21 protein-coding genes, 1 tRNA gene and 3 pseudogenes are annotated in these 23,813 nt (G+C 56.1%); 14 read left to right on the top strand and 11 right to left on the bottom strand.

Features of this window, described 5'->3' with window-relative positions; translation table 11 throughout:
- Window positions 1-325: 325 nt before the first annotated feature.
- Window positions 326-1,210 (bottom strand): helix-turn-helix transcriptional regulator, encoded by an 885-nt coding sequence (locus EV679_RS10730; RefSeq protein WP_130487194.1) that lies wholly within the window; start codon window positions 1,208-1,210, stop codon window positions 326-328.
- A 147-nt stretch (window positions 1,211-1,357) separates the two neighbouring features.
- A complete protein-coding gene (locus EV679_RS10725; RefSeq protein ID WP_130487193.1) occupies window positions 1,358-2,305 on the bottom strand; it encodes a helix-turn-helix domain-containing protein in 948 nt (315 codons plus the stop codon).
- 305 nt (window positions 2,306-2,610) lie between these two features.
- Here EV679_RS10725 and EV679_RS10720 point away from each other — a divergent pair, with 305 nt between their 5' ends.
- From EV679_RS10720 to EV679_RS17970, 3 genes and pseudogenes are all read left to right on the top strand, one after another.
- Window positions 2,611-3,885 (top strand): MFS transporter, encoded by a 1,275-nt coding sequence (locus EV679_RS10720; RefSeq protein ID WP_130487192.1) that lies wholly within the window; start codon window positions 2,611-2,613, stop codon window positions 3,883-3,885.
- A 13-nt stretch (window positions 3,886-3,898) separates the two neighbouring features.
- Window positions 3,899-5,116, top strand: coding sequence for an MFS transporter (locus EV679_RS10715; RefSeq protein WP_130487191.1), 1,218 nt, complete (start codon window positions 3,899-3,901; stop codon window positions 5,114-5,116).
- Between the two features lie 12 nt (window positions 5,117-5,128).
- Window positions 5,129-5,407 (top strand): annotated as a pseudogene (locus EV679_RS17970) (LysR family transcriptional regulator); the annotation flags it as partial.
- Here the strand turns inward: EV679_RS17970 and EV679_RS10705 are convergent.
- The 3 genes and pseudogenes from EV679_RS10705 to EV679_RS10695 form a co-directional block, all read right to left on the bottom strand.
- Window positions 5,408-6,347: pseudogene (locus EV679_RS10705) on the bottom strand (tyrosine-type recombinase/integrase); the annotation flags it as partial.
- 385 nt (window positions 6,348-6,732) lie between these two features.
- Window positions 6,733-7,257 (bottom strand): GNAT family N-acetyltransferase, encoded by a 525-nt coding sequence (locus EV679_RS10700; protein WP_242611469.1) that lies wholly within the window; start codon window positions 7,255-7,257, stop codon window positions 6,733-6,735.
- Entirely contained in the window at window positions 7,245-7,523 is a 279-nt protein-coding gene (locus EV679_RS10695; protein WP_130487189.1) for a type II toxin-antitoxin system TacA family antitoxin, read from the bottom strand. Before EV679_RS10695 ends, EV679_RS10700 begins: the two co-directional genes overlap by 13 nt.
- Window positions 7,524-7,815: 292 nt before the next feature.
- On the opposite strand from EV679_RS10695, the gene EV679_RS10690 reads away from it, so the two are divergent.
- The 5 genes from EV679_RS10690 (at window position 7,816) to EV679_RS10675 (ending at window position 13,403) form a co-directional block, all read left to right on the top strand.
- Complete coding sequence (locus EV679_RS10690; RefSeq protein WP_242611468.1) at window positions 7,816-9,402, top strand: GNAT family N-acetyltransferase; 1,587 nt, start codon at window positions 7,816-7,818, stop codon at window positions 9,400-9,402.
- Window positions 9,393-9,986, top strand: a complete 594-nt coding sequence (locus tag EV679_RS17880) for an EVE domain-containing protein (RefSeq protein WP_242611467.1) — start codon at window positions 9,393-9,395, stop codon at window positions 9,984-9,986. The genes EV679_RS10690 and EV679_RS17880 overlap by 10 nt, the downstream gene beginning before the upstream one ends.
- Window positions 9,970-10,455 carry an ASCH domain-containing protein gene (locus EV679_RS10685; protein WP_130487188.1) on the top strand — a complete coding sequence of 162 codons (486 nt, stop codon included), beginning with the start codon at window positions 9,970-9,972 and terminating at the stop codon, window positions 10,453-10,455. Before EV679_RS17880 ends, EV679_RS10685 begins: the two co-directional genes overlap by 17 nt.
- A gap of 157 nt (window positions 10,456-10,612) precedes the next feature.
- Window positions 10,613-11,779: an STY4528 family pathogenicity island replication protein gene (locus EV679_RS10680; RefSeq protein ID WP_130487187.1), complete on the top strand. Its 1,167-nt coding sequence runs from the start codon at window positions 10,613-10,615 to the stop codon at window positions 11,777-11,779.
- A gap of 760 nt (window positions 11,780-12,539) precedes the next feature.
- Window positions 12,540-13,403 (top strand): phage integrase N-terminal domain-containing protein, encoded by an 864-nt coding sequence (locus tag EV679_RS10675; RefSeq protein ID WP_130487335.1) that lies wholly within the window; start codon window positions 12,540-12,542, stop codon window positions 13,401-13,403.
- A 22-nt stretch (window positions 13,404-13,425) separates the two neighbouring features.
- Here EV679_RS10675 and EV679_RS10670 read toward each other — a convergent pair whose 3' ends face one another.
- A complete protein-coding gene (locus EV679_RS10670) occupies window positions 13,426-13,773 on the bottom strand; it encodes a hypothetical protein (RefSeq protein ID WP_130487186.1) in 348 nt (115 codons plus the stop codon).
- 496 nt (window positions 13,774-14,269) lie between these two features.
- Between EV679_RS10670 and EV679_RS10655 the strand changes: the two genes are divergently transcribed.
- From EV679_RS10655 to EV679_RS10645, 3 genes are all read left to right on the top strand, one after another.
- Window positions 14,270-14,977, top strand: a complete 708-nt coding sequence (locus EV679_RS10655) for a hypothetical protein (RefSeq protein WP_130487185.1) — start codon at window positions 14,270-14,272, stop codon at window positions 14,975-14,977.
- A 385-nt stretch (window positions 14,978-15,362) separates the two neighbouring features.
- On the top strand, window positions 15,363-16,199 hold the full coding sequence (locus tag EV679_RS10650; RefSeq protein ID WP_130487184.1) for an abortive infection family protein: 837 nt from the start codon (window positions 15,363-15,365) through the stop codon (window positions 16,197-16,199).
- A gap of 16 nt (window positions 16,200-16,215) precedes the next feature.
- A complete protein-coding gene (locus EV679_RS10645; RefSeq protein WP_130487183.1) occupies window positions 16,216-17,196 on the top strand; it encodes a hypothetical protein in 981 nt (326 codons plus the stop codon).
- Window positions 17,197-17,486: 290 nt separating this feature from the next.
- On the opposite strand, the gene EV679_RS10640 is transcribed toward EV679_RS10645, so the two are convergent.
- The 4 genes and pseudogenes from EV679_RS10640 to EV679_RS10625 all read right to left on the bottom strand — a co-directional run bounded on the left by EV679_RS10640 (window position 17,487) and on the right by EV679_RS10625 (window position 20,102).
- A complete protein-coding gene (locus EV679_RS10640) occupies window positions 17,487-18,110 on the bottom strand; it encodes a response regulator transcription factor (RefSeq protein ID WP_130487182.1) in 624 nt (207 codons plus the stop codon).
- A gap of 50 nt (window positions 18,111-18,160) precedes the next feature.
- A pseudogene (locus EV679_RS10635) lies at window positions 18,161-19,486 on the bottom strand (tyrosine-type recombinase/integrase); the annotation flags it as partial.
- 232 nt (window positions 19,487-19,718) lie between these two features.
- A tRNA-Gly gene (locus tag EV679_RS10630) sits at window positions 19,719-19,794 on the bottom strand.
- 65 nt (window positions 19,795-19,859) lie between these two features.
- A complete protein-coding gene (locus EV679_RS10625; RefSeq protein ID WP_068374123.1) occupies window positions 19,860-20,102 on the bottom strand; it encodes a hypothetical protein in 243 nt (80 codons plus the stop codon).
- A 133-nt stretch (window positions 20,103-20,235) separates the two neighbouring features.
- On the opposite strand from EV679_RS10625, the gene EV679_RS10620 reads away from it, so the two are divergent.
- From EV679_RS10620 to EV679_RS10610, 3 genes are read left to right on the top strand one after another with little or no spacing between them, the layout of a single operon-like run.
- Window positions 20,236-21,363 carry an NAD(P)/FAD-dependent oxidoreductase gene (locus tag EV679_RS10620; protein WP_130487180.1) on the top strand — a complete coding sequence of 376 codons (1,128 nt, stop codon included), beginning with the start codon at window positions 20,236-20,238 and terminating at the stop codon, window positions 21,361-21,363.
- A 5-nt stretch (window positions 21,364-21,368) separates the two neighbouring features.
- Entirely contained in the window at window positions 21,369-22,376 is a 1,008-nt protein-coding gene (locus tag EV679_RS10615) for an arsenic resistance protein (RefSeq protein ID WP_130487179.1), read from the top strand.
- Between the two features lie 29 nt (window positions 22,377-22,405).
- Window positions 22,406-22,729: a DUF3817 domain-containing protein gene (locus EV679_RS10610; RefSeq protein ID WP_130487178.1), complete on the top strand. Its 324-nt coding sequence runs from the start codon at window positions 22,406-22,408 to the stop codon at window positions 22,727-22,729.
- Window positions 22,730-22,811: 82 nt separating this feature from the next.
- Here the strand turns inward: EV679_RS10610 and EV679_RS10605 are convergent, their stop codons facing one another.
- Complete coding sequence (locus EV679_RS10605) at window positions 22,812-23,678, bottom strand: AraC family transcriptional regulator (RefSeq protein ID WP_242611465.1); 867 nt, start codon at window positions 23,676-23,678, stop codon at window positions 22,812-22,814.
- Between the last annotated feature and the right edge of the window lie 135 nt (window positions 23,679-23,813).

Genomic DNA, 23,813 nt, shown 5'->3' with positions numbered 1-23,813 from the left:
GCTTACCGCTATCGCTACGCACGTTTGGGGATCTGTTGCGTGCTACGTGACGTGCGCCAAAGCCCGAGGCATCAAGCCTTCAAGTGGCTCGCCCCTTCTATCTCAAGGTATTGGGCAGCCGTCGCCAAGGTTGGGCATGAGCTATGCGCGTCAATACTTGACGTTGCCCAACGCGCCCGTGCGGGCTCGCACGGGCTGGCAAAGAGGTCCGGCCAGTGGTGGTCGAGGTTCTTTACACTGAGTGAACGTGGTTTGTAGAGGAATAGGCCTGCGTCGCCTGAACCAGGCCTGTGAAGAGGTCAGCTATTGCAACTGCGCATTTCCTCTACGCATTCACTTGGAGGCGTTGTACAGATTCGGGAGTAACCCCGTGGTAGCTGGTGAACACGGTAGCGAAACTGCGCACGCCCCGATAGCCAAGTTGCCATGCGATCTCATGGGTCGGTGTATTGGCTTCTATCAGACGCAGGGCGCGGTTCATGCGCAGTTCAAGCAGAAGCTGCCCTGGCGTTTTCCCATAGAAGTAGCTCATGAGCGTTCGGAGCCGGCGTTTCCCGACCCCAACCTGACTGGCGAGTTCTTCGAGTGGCAGCGCGGCCTGCAGGTTGTTCTGCATGAGCAAACGTGCCTCTTCAACGTAGCGGATGTCCGGCGATGTGAAGGGCAACGGCAACGAGTTATGCGCTGGTGCAAACAAGTTGAGCTGCTCCTGAAGCAGGCTGAGCGCATGAATGTGGAGGTTCAGCGGTGTACGCGGATCGAGGTTGAAGCGCGCGAGCGCTATGAGCGTACAGGCATGTGACATGGCGGGCGGCGTGCCTGCGCGACAGCTCAGGCCATTGGCCAATGGTGCACTACTGAACAACTGATGACAGCGCTCATAGCCCATATAGCGCTCAATGAGGCTTTCGCGCGCCACGATACGGAGCTTATGAATAGGGCTACAGGCAAAGCCCAAGCCTTCGCTGGAGGTAGAAATGCGTGTGGAAATAATGGCATCGTCTGCACTGCGGTACTCATGTCCAGTCTGTTGAGCAGAGGAATGCCTAGACAGTCCTTGTACGCTAAGGGATATGAGCAGAAGACGGTCGTTATCCTGATCCGGATTTTGATCAAGATGCTGCGGCTTGGCGTCAGGGCGATAACGCAATGTGCCAATACTCAGACCGCGTTCCAGTTCGATGAAACTGTACGTGGATTCTTTATGCATATCAGGCTCAAAAAAATCGTGGCTTCGTAATTTGGTTTTAAGTTATTTTGCTCTCAGATTATTTTTTATTTATTCATATAAATTTAAATATATTTTCTTGATAATTAATTTACTTCTTCTGTAATTCTTACTATTTATTATATTGATTTATCTGCTTTCGTAGATAATTTTTGGTGAGACTCCCCAAAATCTTACAAAAGCAGCAGTCAAATTATTTGGATGTTGATATCCAACTTTGTATGCTGTTTCAGATACACGATGGCCTGCGAGCAATAATTCATGGGCTCGGTGCATCCTTTTTGTTAATAAATAGCGGCCTGGGGACGTATCGTGAGCTTGTTTGAAGCATTCTTTAAGTTTGTATTCACTGATTCCGAATCTCATGCAAAGAAATGTATTGTTTATTGGTTTGTCTAGATTCAAGTCTATGAAACGTTCTATGTGATCTAGTGTGCCTAGATCTCTGGCACATAATCTTTCTGGGCATTGCGTGGTTGAGTGAAGCCCTTGCAATTGCTCTGACAAGAGACTTAACGCATGTATGCGCTGAGTCAGTCCATCTTCCTGCTCAATATTTCTACTCTTAATGCAATGAAGGTGACTGCTGTGGCAACTATTGCACATTGATATTTTTCTAAAGCTTTCACTTGAGCCGAGAGCAGAACCAAATATTTTATTGGCCCTTTCTTCACCAACATATTGTGTTAGTGCGGATTCCGTAACGATCAAACGCAACTGATCAATAGGATCACCTGGGGCATAAATTCGTCTACCCTGACCTTCTCTAAAAATTGATATGGTCGTCTGCCCTACGCCAAAGGAGAGTCTTTCCCCTGTTTTATCTAAAAATTCTGATTTTCCGCTAAGGCCAAAAGCAATAACCAAAAGTCGCTCATGGCCTTCGTAATCACAAAATTCCGAGCTGATATCGTTGACGGAAGTAAATGATCGAACAACAGAGAAACCAAGATCGCAATCTAATCGCTTGACCTTATAGCTGCCACCAGCCCCGCTTCCTTCAAGGCTTTTCCAGCCCGAAGTATTTGGCTTGGCTTCAACTTCAACTGTTTGGTCTGAAACTGATTGCTCTTTCATTGCTGCTACTCCTTGCGACTCAACTTCAAATCATCGGAACATAGAGGGTGGCCTTAACTGAATGTAGATGCCTGTAGTGGAAAAACCAGGCGATCAGACCATAAAGGCCCGCATACACAAGCCCTATCGCTGTTCTGCATAGCAATTCCGCCGAACATCATAGCGAACGACATTCATTCTCATAAGTGTATCCCTTAACATAAATCGAGTGTCATTTCGCTCGGTCGCTCATGGAGGCACGACAACCCACCTCTTCAGCGGCTTTTTTGCTCGTACCGCTAGATGAATAAGTAGGGAGTTGTTTAATGAAACCGAGTTTTAGTCGTTCATGGTGGCCACAGCAGCTGTTGATAGGCTGGCTGAACCTAGTACTGACTGCACCAGTGATTTACCTGTATGTCGGTCTGCCTTTGGTGATGCGCCAACATGGCTGGAGCGGTACTGAAATCGGGCTGCTGCAACTGGCAGGCTTGCCAGCCATGCTCAAGTTCGTGCTGGCTACACCCGTGGATCGCTGGCGGCTGGGGCAGTCCAGCTATCGCAACTGGGCGGTGCTGCTGAGTGTGGGCTATGCCGCCACACTGTTGTTGCTGGGCGCGCATGATATTCGCGATACGCCGTTTATGGTGTTGTTTGCCTTGGCACTGCTGGTCAGCCTGTTGGGAACCTGGGCGGATATTCCCGTCAATGGCCTGGCCATCCGTATCTTGCCGGAATCAGAACGCATACGCGCCGGGGCGATTCGCTCTGCAGCCACGTCGCTGGGCGCGATCGTCGGCGGCGGTTTGATGCTGATGCTGCATACCAAATTGGGTTGGGCCTGGCCATTCACCGTATTGGCGCTAGGCATGTTGTCTGGCGCAATCCTGATCCCACTGCTGCGCGCAGGTCATTCTGTCGTCGATAGGCCTGCATCGGCGCAAGACGTTGCCATGGCACGCGCCGGTTTGCGGGAGTGGCTGAGCTGGTTTGCGACGTCCCAGCACCGCATCTGGGCACTCTTGCTGGTGCTGTATTACCCGCTGATTGGTGCCGTGTGGGTCTACCTGAAACCCTTGATGCTGGATCTTGGCTTTGCGCCAGAACGCATCGCCATGATTGTCGGTGTGGGTGGCGGCTTGCTGGCGGCCATTGCCAGTATGGCAGGCAGTTGGGTGTCGCGCCGTAGTGGTGCGGCAAATGCCTTGCCACTATTTGCCATCGGCAATTTGCTTGCGCTGGCGCTATTGGCTGGTGCCGTCATGTTCAAACTCGATGAAGTATGGCTGATATCCGGCACGATGGTGGTGGCCTTGATGATGGGGGCATCGGCGGGTCTGGTGTTCGGCTTGATGATGTATTACGCACGTCCGGTGCTGTCTGCGCTCGACTATGGCATTCAGTCCAGCCTATTTGTGATTGGCCGCACCATGGTGCCGGCGCTGGCAGGTGTGGTGCTGGATCGCCTGGGATACCCCGGCATGCTGATGTGTCTGGTGGGCGGATTGGCACTGATATTGGTACTGGTGATGTTTGTGCGCAAACACATTTTCAGCGCAACCACAGACCAGTCATTCCAGCCGTTCACTTCCATTCAATAAAGAGATTCTCACCATGCAACACACAACTTTATCGTCGCGGGTGGCGGCTTCAAAAGGTTTATCCAGCAATACGGCTTTGCTATGGCTGGGTTTCATTCTGGTGTCCCTGAATCTGCGGCTGATCTTTTCCACGCTGGGACCGTTGCTGCGCAACCTGGAATTGGACTTCAGCTCAACGCTGCTGGTGACGGTGCTGCCTACTGCCTTGTTGGGGGTGTTTTCGATTCCTGGCGTGCGATTGCGCCAGTTTTTCGGGGAAGAGCGCACCTTGGGGCTGGCGCTGGTATTGCTGGCTCTTGGCTGCGGCGTACGCTGGTTTGGTGAACCGGGATTAATCTTGGGGACGGTGCTGGGCAGTGCGGGCATTGCAGTGATGAATGTCATCATGCCCGCGCTGGCACGCAAGCGCTTCGGGCCGCCGCGCATGGGGCTGGTTATGGGTGTCTATGCCCTGATGCTGGGCGCGGGCGCTGTACTGGGGGCCAGTGCCTCGTTTCCCTTGTTCCAGGCAATGGGGGCTGATACCGATGCAGCCTACCATTCGTTGGGGCTGTGGGCGTTACCCGCTTTGCTGGCGCTGGTGTTCTGGTTGCCGCAATTGCGTTTTCAGAAAGCAGAGGCTGCGGGGCGTGGCGCAGGCGGCATGGCAGCGAAGCCCGCCGTGAATGTCTATCGCAACGGCATAGCTTGGTCGATTACGTTGTTCTTCGGCCTGCAGGCGCTTAATCTGTATGTGTTTCTTCCCTGGATGCCGACCATATTGATGGATCGTGGTGCCAGCCAGGAAAGCGCAGCATGGATATTTTCTCTGTCGCAAGTCAGTTTGATGGTGGGCAGCTTTGTGACGCCTTTGTTGGCCGCACGCAAGCCGGACCAGCGAGTGTTTATTGCGATGACTGTATTGCTATGCCTGGCAGGAACGCTGGGCCTGCAGTTCGCGCCGTTTGGCACGGCCCTGCTGTGGGCTTTGCTGCTTGGCTTTGGGCAAGGGGCCGGTCCGGCCTTGGGTGCCTTGTTGTTCGTGGCCAAAGCGGGCAGCGTAGAGACGGCAACCCGTATCTCGGCAATGGCGCAGACCGTTGGCTATCTGATTGCAGCCGTGGGGCCTTTATTGGTGGGTGCGTTGTATCACAAGTTGGGCAATTGGAATGTGCCGATAGGAATATTGGCAGCAATTCTGATCATCGAGTTGATCGTTTCTTTGCCTGCTGGCCGTCATGCAAAGATTTGAGGACAGCATGCGATGGAACTTCGGCATTTGCGTTGCTTTTTGGCAGTCGCGGAGGAGCTGTACTTCGCTCGTGCGGCTGAGCGGCTCCACATCGCGCAATCTCCTCTCTCACGGGCAATCAAAGAGCTTGAGGATGACCCGGGCGTGCAGCTTTTTGTTCGCAACCGACGTCGCACCCGACTTACCCCAGCTGGGCACGTATTTCAGAAGGATGTGCGCCAACTATTCAACGCCATCGCGCAGGCCAGAGACAATGTCCAGTCCGTGGCATCAGGGCGACGCGGCGTGTTGCTTCACTCGCTCCAGCAGATAACGCACGATTTCGATGGCCTGTATGGATAGGCGAACGATATAGGCAGGAATATCCTGGGCTCGCCGGCTGCCTCGTCGCAACCCTACCCGCCATTGCTTGACGTTGTTCGGCGGTATGAGCCATAGCCCCTGGTCCAATTGAAACTGACAGGGTTCGGCCAGACGCAGTTCTCCTGTACGCACACCCGTCAGTAGCAGCAACCGAATGCCCAACTGGGTTGTGATGGATCTCCCATCGTAGTCTCGTAAGGCACGCAGAAACTCAGGTAACTCACGTAAGGCCAGGAACGGATGATGTGCGACCGGTGGTTTGGGACGTGCCACGACATCCAGGTCAGCAGCAGGATTGTTGTCCAGCCCGTCAACAACGACCAACGCATAGCGGTATAGCTGGTTGAGCCAGGTACGCACCTTTTCTGCTGTCGTCAGGGCACCGCGCATTTCGATTTTTCTGAGGAGATCCAGCAGATCAAACCGTTTGATTTCGTGGATGGGGAATCTGCCCACCTTGGGCAAGACGTCCTTGCTGAAAATCCGCCGCATTTGCGACAAGGTACTTTGTCGCCCGTCCTGCAGTTCGAGTCTGCGATGCGCCAGCCATTGTTGATAGATCGCTTCGAAACTATTGGCCTGCGCCAGACGAACAGCTTGCCGTTTGCGTTTGCGGTCTAGCCTGGGATTGATGCCCTTGCTGAGCAGGACGCGGGCTTGGTCGCGCAGGTGTCGAGCATCGCGCAGCGATACCTCAGGATAGGTGCCCAGTGACATGCGTTTCTGTCTGGCTTGCCAGTAGTAGCGGGAAGTGCCACGACCTGCTGCCTTGAGCAGAAACCGCCAATGAGAGTCCATCTGAATCGGCCAGTGTATAGGGATGACCAGTAGCTTTTGCTTGTCGTGTCGCAGAATCCGTCAGGCTCATGATGTTTCCAGAAAAAGGCCTGGATTGAAACATCTCTGCGGGCAAGCTGCCTGAAAGTCAGTCCATCCTGTCGCGAGCGCGGCTCAAAAAAATGGACTTAAAAATGGACTGAAATCGCGTGGATTTAGGTGGATGTTAGTAGATGTCGCTGGACGAAAAAAAGGCCGAAACACAAAGTTTTCGGCCTTCTTTCAATCATCTATGGACGTTGGTGGATGTCCATGGACGAAAATTCTGGAGCGGGAGACGGGCTAACCGACCACCGCGCAATCCATTGATTCAAAAGATGTTTTCTGTACACCTCGGTTAATGGATGACTAGATTGTGTACTAGTTGGGGGAGGTTGGCAAGAGCGGTGTTGATCCGGTTGGAGAACATGCGTACTTCAAGGCTTCGACAGCAGCAGCTTGCGTGCGTCCTTGAGTAGAAGCAGCAGTTGCTGTTCACGTACAGGTGAGGCTTCAAAGCCGAAGCGCAGGTAGAACCGTTCGGCTGTTGCGTCAATAGGATGCGTCAACAGAGCCCGTACTCCCGCCTGTTCGGAAATCGCCACGGTGCGACGGATCGCGTCTTGCAGCAGCCCGATGCCTAGCCCCTGTCCATGCAACTGCCGTGCGACCGCCAGCCGCGCCAGAATTACCACAGGAATGGGGTAGCTGCCCATGCCCCGGCGCACCCGTTCGGGCGCTTCCAGCGTGTCGATTTGACCTACGGTGAGGCTGTAGTAGCCAACGACACGCGGATCCCGATTGTGCGCGACTACATAAGTCTTGGCGGAGCCGCTGGCTTGTGCTTGGCTAGCATGTCGAGTTAGCCACTCGTTCATGCTGTCCTTGCCGCAATCGAACTCGTCGAGGATATGGCTGGCATCCAGCGCCTGTGGCGCTGTCAGATGTATTAGCGATCCCACGGCGCAGTGCGAGAGAACAGGCTCTGAAGACCTTCATTGACCTGTGCTGGCCGGTCGAGCAAATCCAGCAGAGCCTGAGATTGGCTACCCGCAACCAAGAACAGGCGTTGATCCAGCAGGGTTTGCTCGGCGGCCTGGTAGGCACTGTCAAGGATGAAGTCGGTCAAGGACTTGTGGCTGGCTTCGGCGGCTCGCCGCAGCACGGCTTCTTGCTGCGGGAGCACCCGAAAACCGATGCGTCCGGAACGCATTGTTGTTGCGGTCATGGGAACCTCCAGTGTGCGATGAAATTGCTATTTGTTGGCTATGTTAGCACAAATGACTAACGTGCCCTTCTTCGAACTTTGATGGCCAGGTTATGTCGAAAGAGCGCCAGGACACGTTGCACCGGAGTTCGGATTGTTTGATGCCTCACGCAGTTTGATCGGTTGTCATGAAGCGGCCCAGTCATGGGATGCATGAGGTTTTTGTGCTGCAGACGCCTCAACCTAGCTGAGTCAATGCAACGAATTTGTTACAGTTGCATCCATCATCCGATACAGATGGAGTGCATACCGCATGAATATCCAACAGCTCTCAGTGGAGTTGCTTCTGAAACGGCAGGACGTCCTGCCGTACGTGAGGCAGGTAGTTGATGCCGCTGAAAGCGACCGCCCGGCATTGGGATGGTTTCCCTTCAAGGTCTATGAAGAGGCTGCTATCAGCGAACGACTCATTGTGGCGATTGTTCGCGGGGCTGACGAGATTCAATACGCGGGACATTTATTGTTCGCCAGCACTTTCCCTCGTGGGCACATCATGCAGATTCATGTAAATCCGGGTCACCGTCGGCACGGAATTGCCAAATCTCTGCTAAATGCGCTCAAAGACCAGTTGAGTGCGTTGAACTACATCTCGATTGGTGCACGGGTTGCAGAAGATCTCCGCGCTTCGCAAGAGTTCTGGCAAAGCCAGGATTTCTATGCGCATGGCACTGTGCCAGGAGGCAAGACTAGGGGGCGTACCCTAGTCTTGCGTAGCCACGAATTACGGACACAACAACTTTTTGCGACTAGCGGGCTGAGCCACCGAGATCCTCTAGGCCTCGCTGTCGAACCATCATCAGCGACCAAGCTTTATCTTCTGGACCTTAATGTAATGTTCGATCTTGGGCCGCGTAGAGCGCGTCACCAGGATGTTGTAGACCTTTTTGCGCTAGAACGTCTAGGCGTATGTCGTCTCGCGCTGAGCACTGAGTTTGACGTCGAGCTAAAACGATCTGCTACGAATGGCAAGACTGATCCCATGCAGGGTCTAGGACAGGTCTTCCCGAAGTTTGCCGTGCCTTCCGACGATGTTATGGCGCAGTTCACCAAGGAGGTCGCTCCCTTAGTCTTTCCTGAGCGTTTCGCTGCGAGCGCATTGACCGCTAATGATCTCTCCGATCTGCGGCATCTAGCAACGGCAATTCATCATAACCTAGCAGGTTTAGTCACCAGCGATGGGGCGATTCGCAATGCGTCAGCGATGCTGCGTTTTCGCTACGGTATTGAAGTCCTTTCTCCGTCGGCCTTCAGTATCCTTGGTGAACTCAACAGCAGGTCCAGCGCTGTCGCTGCAAGCACACGTGACACGTTGGAATTAGTAGAGCTCATACCCGGGCGCGAAGCGGATGTTCGTGAATTGCTTTGCAACCTGGGTGTAGCTGTAGCTGATCAATCCACTTTGTGGGCTGCGGACGACGGAGTTAGTAGGGCTCGGCATCGTTTTATTGTGCTGGAAGACCATAGAGTCATTGGCTATCTGATGTGGCCTAGCAGTCTCAGAGGTGGAACGTGTGATGCTTTCTTGGCTGTGGATGAGCGCATGATCTGTGCGCGGGACGCTGCGCGTCAAATGATCGCTCATCTACTAGGAAGGGCTAGAGAAGAGATTCAGCGCGTACGGCTGAATCTCGCGCCACGACAAGCTTCTGTTCGAGAGGTGGCGTTGGAGGTTGGATTCACTGGCTTGGATGACGCTCGGGAGTTGAATAAGGTCTCGCTCCACAGCGTGCTCCTTCCTCGCAATTGGTCAGAGCTTCGCGCCAAGTTGCAGGCCGTGAGTGATATCACGCTACCACCATCGTGCCAGTTTTCCGAGCGGCCGATCAATACGTGGAATTGACGCGTCCTGATGGTCAACGTACACATCTAACAGTCTTTGCTTTGGAAACTTTACTTTCTCCGACGCTGATCTGTATGTCTGACAGGCCCGGCGTGCTCGTGCCTATCCAACGTGATTACGCTGAACACTTGCTTGATCACCTGGATCAGATGCAATTACTCGCCCACTCCAAAGCCTTGCTTTTCCAGCAGCGCCATTACTTGAGTGCGCCAAGGACGCTGAAATCGTTCAAGCGCGGGAGCCTAATGTTCTTCTATGAATCGACTCGTAAAAAAGGACTGAAGGCTGTAGTGGCAGTGGCGAGGGTGATCAACGCCTACCTGCGCGCAGAGGGCGCGGTCGATAAGGGTGACTTGGACAGATCAGTGTTGGAAGTTAGTGACCTCGATGCGATTGGAAAATCGAAAATCAAGACCGTAGTCGTCTTCGATAATTTGATGAAAATGAAAAATCCGGTACCGTTGGAAAGCCTCAAGAAATTTGGCTGTGGCGAAGCGAATCAGCTACGAACAAGTCGCATCATCACATCCGAGCAGATCGAAAACATACTTCTTGAAGGATTTCCGCATGATTACCCCGCATAACTTCCTAATCTCTCTTGAAGAGCGTTATGCAAATGGGATTTTTGATGGTACGAAAACCGTTGAACTTCGACGCAGGCCGATGAACGTTTCCATCGGCGCAACTGTCTGGATCTATGTGAAGATGCCGGTGGGTAGCGTGGTTGGATGTGCCAAGGTCACTGATCTGTACACTCTCGCGCCTAGTACGCTGTGGAAACGTTTTGGGGCGGTTTCTGGTCTTCGACGTCAAGAGTTCTTTGAATATTTTTCCGGCTTGCCAAAAGCATTTGCACTTGGCTTGACTGATCCCATGAAGCTATCGTCGCCAATTCCACTGGACAAGCTGCGAGACGTTTCGGGCAATTTTCACCCTCCACAGTTCTTCATTAATATCGCTAGTGACGCTCCCTTGTTGCATGCGATGAACAAGGCCTTGCTTCCCAGGCGTGGCGGTAGGGTAAGGCGTGATCGAAGTACTGAATTGGCCTAATGTCTTTAAACAAAAATCGGTGGGGCGTCTTGTTCGGAAATCGCCACGTTGTGCATGAGTATGGGTAATCTGCAGGCATGCATGCCCTGCAGGGTAAGAAATACGGTTGCGTCAAAGTTCGGATTGTTTGCTGCTGTGCAGCCTTGGATCTGTTGTCATGAAGTTGTCCGGCCATGGGCCGCAATCCCTGAAAGACAACACTATGATGATTTCCCGTACTCAAGCTGTTGCCAGGAGCAACACCCCTGACGATATTCCTCTTCTGCCTGCCGTTCCCACGGCTTTGTTGCTCGACAAGCGGCTGATGCCGCTGGAGCGTAACGCCTGGATGGTGCTGCACGCCAGTGCCAATGCGGATGGAAATGTCACGGGGATCAGCTACACGCAACTGCGCCAGTTCTTGGCCTGCGTGCCCGACAACCCACAAGCTTCACGCGAGACGGTGGCCCGTACCTTGACCGTGCTGCGCCTGACGCGCTGGATTCACATTGACGCCCATGTCCGCAACCCGTTGACGGGCCATCTTTCCACCAATCACTACACCGTTCACTTGGCACCGTTGCCCATCCGAACCGCCTGCGAACTGGATCTGACGTGGACCGATTTGCTGGAGCAATCCTTTTCCCATGCCAGCACTGCTGTGCGCCAGATTGCCCTGAGTGTTCTCACGGAAGTTGCCGCCGACGTAAGTCTGTTGAAGCAGATGCCTATCGCGTTGCGCATGCGTGCTCAGCAGTTGGGTTTGCAAACGCCCGATGATGGACCGAGCGGAAGTGATGACTCCGGTTCATCAGCAGCGTCCGACGTCGCTGAAACGGCAGATCGTGGTTCGGAAGATCGGCGTGAACCTGATGCACCGAACAGTAAAGTACGTAGTAGTTTTATTAAAAAAAGTACGTACGTATTGCGTGTGCGCGGAGAGCGCTCAGACCCTGGCATGGGTGATCTACGTTTGCCCGAACGCTTCCAGGCATTGGTGCTGAATCAGCAACACGATGCGCTTTACCGTCTGCAGCGGCTGGCACACCCGCAGCGTCAGCAGGTGCTTGATGAGTGGTCTGCGCGTTGTGTGCTCGGGAAGGTGCTTAAACCTGCTGCCTACTTGTTTGGCTTGATCCGCAAGGCGATCCAGGGGGAGTTCCGGTTGTGGGCGGCACAGCCGAAGCAGCCTGCAGCAACGGGCACCATGAGGTCTGTTCCGACGGTGCTGCAAACGGAATCGCAGCCTCCTGCTTCACCGGAGGTGGCCAGGATGTACCTGGCGCAGATTAAGGACGCTTTGGGTATTCAGCCGCAGAAAGGAACGTGCCATGCCCACGCTTGACAGCGTGTGGCCTTGCGCTGGCGGCTGCGTGCCAGAGGAGGCGGCACATGCTGATATTTGCGGTAGCCACAGGCATCCAAACTGCACCATCCTGGATACCAGCATATGCGACGCCGTCGTCACTGCCCACCGCAGTGACGACGGCGCGAGGTGCAGCAACAATGCGGGTGTGCCGCGTATCGCATTAAGTCTGGCCCACATGATGATGGGGGCAGATACTGTCCGTGCAGTCACCTGCCGGCGGGTTTGAACACCGGCAACTGGTGCAGTGCTGATGCGTCTATCGCACTGCGCCGCCGTACCCAACCGGCATCCAGGGCACAAGGCTCCCAGCGTGCCCGTCCATGAGGATGGAGCCTCCCAGATGCGCCAAGGCTCGTTCGCGCATCGTCCCTGTTACAGGGTTGAGCCGCAGTTTTCCATCGGTCTATTTGACCTCATTTCCCTCGCGATATATCGCTCAGGCGTCCCTACGTCCGCCCACTATTTCCTGGCGGCGCTACCCGTTGTTTTCCCCATTCTTTCAAGGAGGTTCATCCAAGCTAATCAGCCATTTTTTCTTTTCCGTATTTGTCCCTTTCCGTTCCTCCGTCCGGCCTTCCCACAGGAAGCAAGGCGGATGCCTCATTCGAGGCAATTGGTGATCTGAGCACCAAGCACTTGGCCCTTCAGGGCATCTCGCTTTGCGCGAGTTGGCAACAACATTAATCGCATGACGACTCAGGAATACACCTTCGAAAACTCGCTGAACAGGAACACCATGGACGACTTGACCTGGACTCTCAAACAACTTTGCCGACGCAATCGGGATGGCAGCTTGACCACCCAGGCAGACCGCCGACGTTCCTTGACGCTGGTGGCCCGCCAGTTGAAGGAAGCCGGTTTCCGCCAAATGAAGGCGACGTCCCTCAAAGGAAAGCATGTGCAGGCATTGCTGGACCGTTGGCAGGCCGAAGGCTTGTCCGCCGGGACGCTGAAGAACCGCATGGCGCATTTGCGCTGGTGGGCTGAAAAGATCGGCAAAGGCGGCATCATTGCTGCCGACAACTCGCAGTTGGGTATTCCTGATCGGCGCTTCGTCACCAATGTCAGCAAAGCGCAGGTCTTGGATCATCGACTTGATGCCGTCACCGATCCCTATGTCCGCATGAGCCTGGAACTGCAAGCGGCTTTTGGGCTGCGTCGCCAGGAGTGCATCAAGTTCAGCCCCAGCTATGCAGACCGTGGCGACAGGCTGATGCTGAAATCGTCATGGACCAAAGGAGGGAAGGACAGGGAAGTGCCCATCCTTACCGCTTCCCAGCGAGAGGTGCTGAACCGTGCCCACCAGATGGTTGGGAACAATTCATTGATCCCGACTGAGAAGCGCTACATCCAGCAGCAGCACGTCTACGATGGCCAATGCAAGGCGGCAGGACTGAGCAAGATGCACGGTTTGCGTCATAGGTATGCACAGATGCGCTATGAAATGCTGACAGGGTGGAAAGCTCCTGCCGCGGGTGGGCCGGTGAGCGATGTGCTGACGCCAGAGCAGGAGGAACGCGATGCCCAGGCCCGTCAGCAGATCAGTGAGGAGCTTGGGCACAAGCGCTTGCAGATCACGGTGACTTATCTGGGGCGCTGAGTCGGGCATCCAAACGCGTGGGCTATCGCTGGCACAGCACTCGTTCCAGATGCGAGAAGAAGCCAACCCAGTACCCGGAAGCGCCTGACTTATCCTGGTAGTCGATGGCGGCGGCAATCAGCCCCAGGGAGTTGCCGCCCGCCCGGCTCGGGTCGGATCGCAAATACCGCATGAATTCTGCGGCATACCACTCGCCGTAATGCAGCGCCAGCGCGTAGTTGTCAGTGGGTTTCACCTTCCAGTTGCTGGCATTCTTGAAGCCACGCTTGGGACGGTAGACAAATGGCAGGGAGGTGAAGTCATAGGGGCCAGATTGCTCGGCATGACTTGGTTCCTGGCGCGAACGGCCAGCCTTTGGGTTTGTAGCCATGATGCACTTCCTGTAGTAGCGGTTATCCCGCTACCCCGCTCTCAAACGGGGTGGGCGGGCACAAGACAGGGTTGAGAGACCGGCTACAGGTACCCGGCGTGCGCAAGCGCACCCCCGCCAAGGCCCGCCCGTAGACAGGCGTGCAATGGCGCGGGACGATAAAAAGCCGCCAGCAAAGGCGGCGGTCTCGTCCCGCCTGTAGTTCCCGGCTCTCACCCCGGGTCGCAGTTGGTTCTGCGACGGTGCTAGTATCCAGTTTTTGCAGGGCTGATGCAATCAATCCGTGGTGGCTGCTGTTCAGTGTCTGTTATCGGCCAGAAGCGGACGATCCATAGCACGTTAGACTGCTTGAAAAACGGACGTTCGCCGTGGCACAATGCACATGGATCTATCGCCTAATTTGGTAAGGCACCGGCTCTTTTGGGGCCGGAATCCCGGTTCGATTCCGGGTAGATAAAGGGCATTGTCCTAGTGTCCTTTATCTACCGAGGAAAGCATGCAAGAACAGCAGCGCGTGGACGTGTTTCGCGCTCAGACTAAGAATGCGCAAGAGCTGGAGCGCTCTTGGAGGCATATTAACCGTCAATTGAATGCTCTTCTGTTAACGAGTAACAATGTTGCGGTTCACGTCAACACTAAGGTTCTCGCACTTATCTACTGCGCCCTCGCTGAGGCTCTTTTCTCGAAGATTCTGCACACACCAAAAGGTTTAACCCTCGACGAAATCCAACAAGTGAAAGTCGCCACAAAGGCTGGCGGTGTGAAAGAAGGATGGATCAAATGTGTCGAGCTTGCTATGCGTAGTGTCCAGGGTGCAAAAGGCAGCCATGGGCCCAACGTAAAGCAACGGCTTCAGCGTTTTATTGAGGAGTTCATCTTTGATCCCAGCCTCTTGAGGAACAAGCTTGCGCACGGCCAATGGTGCATCGCCCTCAACCGCGATAACGATGCAGTAAATGCTCAACTGACATCCGAATTGGCTGCCTTAGATGTAGTAGAAATCTACCGAAGGAAGTCAGCACTTCAGCGACTTTCAGCCATCCTGGAAGACATCATTGAATCGCCCAATAAGGCTCACCATCGTGACTACTGGGATCATCTAGATAAGTTCGAAAATGATCAGCAGGAAATGGCGGCATGGTCCCTGGCTAAGAAAATCGAACAACTTCGAACGAAAGCAGCTTACGCACTGAGCAACGTTTAATCTACATTGCCGCGAAAGCGCTTATCGGTGCAGCTGAGTTGATCCATTGAATGCTAGCCAATTGAAATTCAGCTATGTCCGCTTTGGGTCGAAAGCAGCCAGTTGCGGCTGACTGCTTTCGCCCCAGTGCTGCTATTCGACACTCGACGGCCAGTGCCTGCTTCCAAGCAAGTCGTTAGCAGTTAGCAGCGGCGTGGCTGCAAACCAAGCCTGCTGCGGCATAGCAACGCCGAGGTTGTGGCATATGCACCATGTATGTGGAGATTCTGCGGAGCATATAAACTCAAACCATTTCCAACTCTGCCATCCGCTGAGGCCAGTTTCTGGCACAGTGCTGCTTCATCTAACGAACATCGAGCTTCGAACAACTAAAGAAAGGGAACTGATGCCGAACATTCCTGTTACTGACACGGTCGTACACGCATTTTCCCAGTTGGTAGACGACTCGGGTAATAACGGAAGCTATCGAGAGCCATCGCATTCGGACATCGAATTCCAAATCAATGCGTCCGGGCTGGCGACCTTCGATCCCAAGCAACAGGGGCAGCTGATCGGAAAGGGCAAGCGGGTCAGAGCTGTGCTGTACGAGGCGATGACGGCCAATCCCACCGCCGCCTCGCGGTTGGCCATGGGTCTCCTCGGAAAGATTCGTGCGTGTGGCGGCTTCCGCGCTGGCGCACCAAACTTCGTTGGCTCCGAGGCGATTGCGAACGCCAAGTCGGCCTGCGACAGCGTTGGCTTTGTCCTCACAGACGACGGGATGCTTTCCCCGAAAGTGCTCACAGCTCTTCGTGGCCCGGAGCTGACCGATGCACTCCTGGGCTACGCGCGGCGCGCACAGCGAGGCGCCGAGGATGCGGCCCTTGTGGCTGGAACGGGCAAGGACCTGCTTGAGGCCACTGCTGCCCACGTACTTATGACAATACGGGGCAGCTATCCCACGGGAGCTAACTTTCAGGCCTTGTTGGGCATGGCCTTCATTGCGCTTGATCTTGCGGTGCCGGAGATACCGGAAGGTCAGGGCGAGTCGCCTGTCCGTGCTATGGAGCGAGGTCTGTTCGCCACCGCGCTCGGTGTTAACCGCGTCCGGAACAAGCAGGGTTCTGGCCACGGTCGCCCGTGGCTGCCGACACTTACCGATGCCGAGGCCAAAGCAGCGATTGAGTCTGTTGGCACGGTCGCCAGCTATTTGTTAGCAAAGCTGGCGACACACGGAAGGTAGTCTCTACCATTAAGCCATGATTGACCTGCTTCCCGTCCTAGTTCAAGCCACTGCGACAATGCGATTACAGTTGAAGCAGTGGTTCGCTCGCTATCCAGCTGGCATGCCATGGTCAGTGGTCTCTGACTACTGTATTGGTGACGTCAATAAGGGGAACGACGTCTTTAGCTTTGTAGTTGTCGCACCCCATGACAAGGCGGAGAACATCTGCGAGTACATAGCCGGCGTGGCACCCAAGGATCTGAAGAACACAAGCAAGGTTCCGCTTGGTCTTATCCAGTATCTGACCTGTGAGGTGCCTGTGACGTTCAGCGTCTCGTTCGTCATGAGGCGAGAGGCTGCGCTGCTGCGCGACTACCTGAGCATAGAGGCCATGAACGCGCTAGTCGCCGGAGCTATATCCTTCATGGATGACCGCCTTTCGCTCTACCAGGATGCGCGCGACATCAACTATCACCGCAGCGCCATCAAGCGGCTGAAGGCCTTCGAACGAGATCTGGGCCACAAGGGTGTGAATGCGAAGTTGGCCAGGCAGATTCATCTGGTGGCTGCAATGATCGCGACCCTTTGCAACATGCTCAACCAGACGGTGAGCGCAAGGGTAATCCGTTGGATTTCTGACCGAGATGCACTCTTTGAGCGCCATGATGCCGTGGTGTCTGACCTAGCGTACGTGTACTACCTTATCCAGGCAATCGAGTTCACCACACCGCAGCAGCGGAACGCTCAGAACCTTGGCGCTTCTCTGGCCACCCTTAGCTTTGAAATTCCAGAGAAGACGGGCAAGCACCGCTTTGATGAACTGGTCAGGCTCCCGGACTACCTCGCTGGTACGCTAGCCGACCTGGACAGCGAAACCATGGTCGTATCAAAGGAGAAATTCGACGTCGTGCTGAGCAACGTCTTTATCAACTCCAAGAACAACTGGCTGGTGCAATTGCTGTCAAACGGCGAGCGCATCACAGCGCGCTCGGCCCTGTTCCGAGGCGGGAGCTAGCATTGGCACCACAAACGGACGAACCATCACGCGACCAGATGCTGGCCCCTAATCTAGCAGAGCTACGTGGTCTGCCTAAGCCATCATTCCACCAGCCCCGTGCGGAAAGCCGTGTAGGCAGGTGAAATCAAACATCAAGTGACCGCTGCCACCGACCTCTAATGACAGCTCATGGCCGTTAGCAGCCATAGTAAATGCCCCAAGGGTGAAAAGGTAATGGAAGGGGGCAATGGTCTTACCTCGAAAAGGTCAAGAAAAAGGCCGGTCCATCAGGCCGGCCCTTGCTGTTGCTAGATTGTTTCATCCGGAGGTCTGACGTGCAGTACTGACTTCACATTCAACTTGCGCAGTGCCGCCAGCTTATGCGCACTGACCGTCTTTTCGCTCAGGCACAACCCACGTGCAATCTCCTTGTTCCGTTGCCCCCGCAGCAGTAACCGCAGAATCGCCAATTCCCTCGTACTCAGTACCGAAAAATCATGGCAGGCAGGGCCATCACCCGCCGCGGCGCCATCCACCCGTGGATAGTGGATATCTCCCGTCAACGCCACGCTCACCACCGCCCGAATTGCGCACTCATCGCTTTGCCTGAACAAGCATCCATTAACTCTCAGCTTCCGCGCCAGCGCCAGATGCAAGGCGGGCTGCCTGTCGCACAGGAAAACCACCGGCACGCCAGGGAAATTCCGCCTGATCCGTAAAACGTAATGATCAAGCCCATCTCCCGCCTGGCCGGTTCCAACGATCAGCAGCGCGATGGCTCTCCCATGCCACGCCGCCAAGCCATTCCAATCAGCGACTGGCACCACGGGGCAGAAATTCCATTCCTCCAGAATGGTACGCAATCCCACACGCGTCATGGACCAGCGATCAACAATGATGATGGGCGGGCTCTGCTCAAGATGCTCAGTCATGTCCCAGCCCTCCGAACAAAGGCTGCACCATCGACCTGTCCATGCGCAGCCATTGTCACCCGTTGAGATGCAACAGGCGTTGTGTGCTGGGCAAGGAAATTCTCAGCGTGACTGGGATGCGTCATGACAGCGCTCGACACATCCCGGCCATCAGCCCATGCATCCAGCCGATCCGCCCAAGCCTGCATCATCGTCCGCCGTTGTTCAACATAGGCGGCATGGTTATACGCAGCCCGCACCTGATTAGGATCGACGTGCGACAGCTGGACTTCAACCCATTCCTTTGGATACCCCAGCTCGTTCAATGCCGTGGAAATCGTGGCGCGGATACCATGGCCTGTCAGCCGGTCGGCATATCCCATGCGCCGCAAAGCACCATTGAGCGTGTTTTCACTGACGCGTTGCTTGAGGTCACTGCGATGGGCAAGCAGATAGTGCTGTGCTGGACGCCGGGCTTGCTGTTGCAAGAGATATTCCACGATCTCGATAGCCTGCCGCGAGAGCGGCACGACATAGGGTGGAAGAGTCTTGTTTTCCCGACGCAACTTGACTTGCAACTGCTTGACGACCACTGGCGGAATGATCCATAGGCCGCGCTCCAGATCGAACTGATCCGGCGTAGCCTGCCGCAATTCCCCCGTCCGCACGGCAGTCAACAGCAGCAGTCGCAGCCCCAGCTTCGTCACCTCAGACCCGCCATAATCCCGCAGCGCCCGCATGAACACCGGCATCTCTTCCATGCGCAGAAACGGGTTATGGCAAACCGGCGGTTTCGGTGCCGCGACAATATCCAGATCACTCGCCGGGTTGTAGCGCAGACCTTTTTCAACCATCGCATAGCGGAATAACTGCCTGAGCCAGGTGCGGACTTTCTCTGCAGTTGTGAAAGCTTTACGCCGCTCAATCCTTCGCAGCACATCCAGCAGGTGAGGGTTGTCTACCTCGAAGATAGAAAACTGCCCCAGCCTGGGCAGTACATCCTTGGGGAATATCCGATCAATCTGCGACAGCGTGCTTTGCCGCCCGGGTTTGAGACTGAGCGCCTTGAAGTCACGCCAAGCCTTGAATACCGCTGCAAACGTATTCGTCGGTGCAGCCAGCGCAGCCGCCTTGGCCTGCAAACGATAAACACGTGGATCAACGCCACGCGCCACCTGCGCCCGCAGTTCCTCGCACTCATCGCGTGCTTCCCGCAACGAAATCTCAGGATAAGCCCCCAGCACCAGCCGATGCTGCGCACCCATCCAGCAGAAGCGAAAGTGCCATTTCCTGGCGCCTTTGCTGCTGATGAACAGTGACAGTCCGTCTCTATCGTTGAGGGTATAGGCTTTGCCGGTGGTCTTGGCCTGCCGGACAACGGCATCGGTAAGCGCCATGCGCACATCTCCTTGAGTCAGGAGAGGTGTACTGCTCAAGGGGAAAGTGATTCAGCAAACAATGCGCACTGCGCGCCACCCGTATTTGCGTGTACTAAAACGTGTACTACTTTGGGGTGGTTGACAGTGGAGGCCGGTAGGCTTCGCTGGACGATCCGTAGAGCGAAAACTCTTTCGAATCAATTGACTGCAGACGCACTGAGAAACCAGTGGACGTCTGCAGAATATGAATTGGAGCGGGAGACGAGTCTCGAACTCGCGACCTCAACCTTGGCAAGGTTGCGCTCTACCAACTGAGCTACTCCCGCATTTTCGCGCCATTGCAGCAGCGAACAGACTGTAATAATACACCTAAAAATTTGTTTCTGACAAGTCAGGTGGGTGTTGCCTGGGTATTTTCAGTTTGCGCTTCCTGGGCGGCTTGCTCGAACCAGGCCAGGATGGCCTGCCAGTGGGCGTCGCCATACCGTTTGCGGAATCGCCGGGTTTCTTCTGCCTCGGGGTTCCGCCAGGTGGCCAAACGCTGGGCAATGAAGGCGGTAGTCAGGGGAATGCCGCATTCGCGGACGATGCAGTGGTGCCATTGTTCATAAGTGCGGGGGATGAGGGCGGGCATGACGTTCTGGTTCCAGCGGAAATGAATCTCAATTTGAATATGTTATAACATTCTATATTCTGTGGGGAGTGATGACGATGGTGGGCGGGTCTGTAGAGGAATCCTGGGTGGCGGCGGCAGGGAGTGTTCGTCCATGTTGACTGGCAAGCTTGATGTCCTGGTGGTAGGCGCGGGAGCCGCCGGGGTGGGGATGGCTGTGGCGCTGGCACGGTTGCCAGGGTTGCGCTACGGTGTGCTGGAAGCCGGGGATGTGGGGGAGTCGTTTCGGCGCTGGCCCAGGCAAACACGGTTCATCACGCCTTCGTTTCATAGCAATGCGTTTGGGCTGGCGGACCTCAATGCGGTGACTGAGTACAGTTCCCCGGCGATTTTCAGTGGCACGGAGCATCCGTCGGGCGCGCAGTATGCCGATTACCTTTCTTTGCTGGTGGCGCGCCACGATTTGCCGGTGGTGCCGCGTTGCCGCGTGCAGTTGGTGGAAGCCTTGCCTGGCGGCGGGTTCCAGGTGCGCACGCAGCAAGGCGTGCTGCAGACACGTTTTCTGATCTGGGCTGCCGGTGAGTTCCAGTTTCCGGAGCTTGCGCCGTTTTCTGGCGCGCAATGGTGTCATCACTATGCCCAGGTGGAAGACTGGCAGGCATTCCGGCCCGTGCACCAGACGGTGATCGGCGGCTATGAAAGCGGCGTAGATGCGACGGTGAATCTGGTGCGCAAGGGCTGCGAGGTGCGTTTGCTGGTGCGCAAGCAGAGTTGGGACCCGCAAGGGAGTTACGACCCCAGCCTGTCACTGTCGCCCTATAGCCGTGAGCGTATGTACGAGGCCCTGGACAGCAAGCGCCTGGAAATCGTGTTTGGCGTGGATGTGACGGGTGTAAGTCGCCTGCGCAGCGGTGGTTTCCGGATTGAAGCAGCGGATGGCAGGCAGTGGAGCGCCACCCAGCCGCCTGTGCTGGGCACGGGGTTTGTCAAAGGGGGCGGCGCTTGCCAGATTGCGGGCTTGTGGGACAGGCGCACCGATGGCGCGATTGCCCTGAGTGCCTGCGATGAGTCTACCCGCGCGGCAGGCCTGTTTCTGGTGGGGCCGCAGGTGCGTCAGGATGATCGAATCTACTGCTTCATCTACAAGTTCCGGCAGCGTTTCGGTTTGGTGGCCGCCCAGATCGCAGAGCGCTTGGGGCTGGATGCAGGACAGCTGCAAGCCGGAGCCGGTGCATGGGGGCCGTTTGGCAATAGCGAATGCTGCGAGGGCTGCGAGTGTTGAAAACGATGAGCAGGCAATGGCCGGGCGCGGGATTTTCCCTGTTGCTGGTGGCTGCGATGCTGGGCGGGGCGCTGATTGGTGAGGTGGCACCGCCGGTAGCCGCTTGGCTGGAGGTTCATGTCGATGCGACCTTGCTGTGCCTGGTGACTTTGCTGTTGTTTGGCGTGCCTGGGCGCCGTGGCGTGACTGGCGGGTCTGCAACCCAGGTTGGTTTCTTGGTTCTGGCTGTGGCGTTGAATTTTGCCGTCGTGCCCTGGCTGGGGTACGCCATTGCGTGGTTGGTGCTGCCGGGGCAGCCTTTGCTGATGCTTGGTCTGGCGATCTATTTCATGGCGCCATGTACCGACTGGTTTCTGGGCTTCACGCGTCTTGCCAATGGCAATGTGGCCTTGGGAACGGCGTTGATTCCCCTGAATATGGCGATGCAGTTGTTACTGTACCCGGCGTATCTGCCGTTGTTCGCCGGGCAGGATGTGATGGTGAGCGCTGGCATGCCGTGGATAACGCTATGGCAATGGTTTTTGTTGCCGCTGGTGGTTGCGGTGCTGCTGCACCAGGGTTTGCGCCGTTTTCTCGGCGATGGCCGTTTCCAGCAGGTGCTGCGTTGGGCAGACCGTCTCGTGCCCTGGGTGCTGGCTGTCCTGGTACTGGAGATTTTCTCCGCGAATATCACGGTGATTGTGTCGCAGGCTGAAAATTTTGCTTTCCTGTTGCTGGGCGCCATGCTGTTTTTTGCTGCGACATATCTGCTGGGCGAAGCCGCCAGCCGCCGGTTCGCCTTGAAGTATCCCGAGCATGTTCTGTTGACGATGACGCTGGCTGCGCGTAACGCACCCCTGATGCTGGCCGTCACGATGGCCGTATTGCCGGGGCAGCCGTTGGTGCATGCGGCAATCGTGGCTGGCATGTTGCTGGAGTTTCCTCATCTGGCCTTGCTGCGCCATGTGTTGCTTGGCCAGAAGGCGCGCTGCGGTGCCACCGTGCCGATGGCGCGGGCTACAATCCCGGATTGATTCTCATCGTCATCAAAATAGGTGAATTTATGGCACAGCAGTCCGGTATCGCAAGGCTTTTCAAGGTATGTGCGCTGATAGAGACAATTACCTGGGCCGGCCTGCTTCTGGGCATGTACCTCAAATACGGCTCGGGCACGACGGATCAGGTGGTCTGGTGGTTCGGCCGCCTGCATGGGCTGGCGTTCCTGGTCTATTTCGTCGTGGCTATCGTAGCGGCGAAACGCTTGCGCTGGCAGGCCAGCGATGCCTGGTTGGCTATCCTGGCTGCGATTCCGCCGCTGGTAACGTGGCCGTTGGAAATCTGGTTTCAGCGACGCGGTTTGCTGTCGGGGCATGTGGCGCAGCGCTGATCATCCGGCAGGGCCAGGCCGTAAGGCTTGGCGTGCTGGCGGTTTTTTCCTGGGCCCGGTCTGCGGTTCAGCCTTGCTCTGCCTAGTGGGGGGCGGGCCGGGTTGACCGGCCTGGCTGATAGGCACTGGGCGGCTGCCCGAAATGCTGCCGGAAGGTGGCGCTGAAGGCGCTGGGGCTGTCGTAGCCATGCGCCAGGGCCACTTCCAGCACGGAAGCCCCCGACGCCAGCATGGGTACGGCCAGCAGCAGGCGCGTACGCCGGCACCAGGCGCCGAAGTTCAGCCCGGTTTCGCGTTGGAACAGGCGTGCCAGCGTGCGGGGATGCATGTGCAGGCCATCGGCCCAGCTTTCCAGGCTGGCGGCATCGGCCGGACTGGCGATGAAGGCCCGGCAGCGTTCGCGCAGCCCGGCATGGGCGGGCATGGGCACATGCAGCGCCAGCGGATGGGCGGTTTCGATCTCATCCAGAATCAGGCTCATGATGCGTTCTTCCCGGCCGCCTGCCGGGTAGTCCAGCGGCAGTCGGGTTGCCGCCAGGATGAGCTGCAGCAGCAGCGGCGCAACTTCGATGACCTGGCAGTGCGGCCAGAGGGTGGGGCGCAGGCCCGGTTCCACGAAGATGGTGCGCATGGCGACGGGTTGGTTGGCCATCCGGATGTCGTGGCAGATGCCGGGCGGCACCCAGACCGCGCATCCCGGCGGCACGACCCAGCTGCCGTATTCCGCACGGATCAGCATGACGCCTTCGGTAGCGTGCAGCAATTGTGCCCGCCTGTGCGTATGAGGCGGAATATGGGCGTTGGCCGGCATGTCCGTGCCGTAGGCCACGACCGGGCTGGCGGTGTGTTCGCCCTGCATGGGCGAGGCATGCGGGTCTGGCACGCGGACCAGGCCGGGGCGCGTGGTCGCCCACTGAAGGTCGTCAGGCGAAGGTTGGACATCTGGCATGAGTATTCCTGGCCGCTTGTCATTTTCGCGACGATTGTTGTGCTTTTTTCGCAGGATTGCAATTCGGCCGATCTTTAAGATGCGTTGATTCCCATTTCCATTTACCTGTATCGAGGAATCAATGATGTCCATGCC

This window comes from Kerstersia gyiorum (assembly GCF_004216755.1).
Lineage (GTDB): Bacteria > Pseudomonadota > Gammaproteobacteria > Burkholderiales > Burkholderiaceae_B > Kerstersia > Kerstersia gyiorum.
Note: the sequence above shows the minus strand (reverse complement) of the source record. Positions and strands in the feature narration are given on the sequence as shown.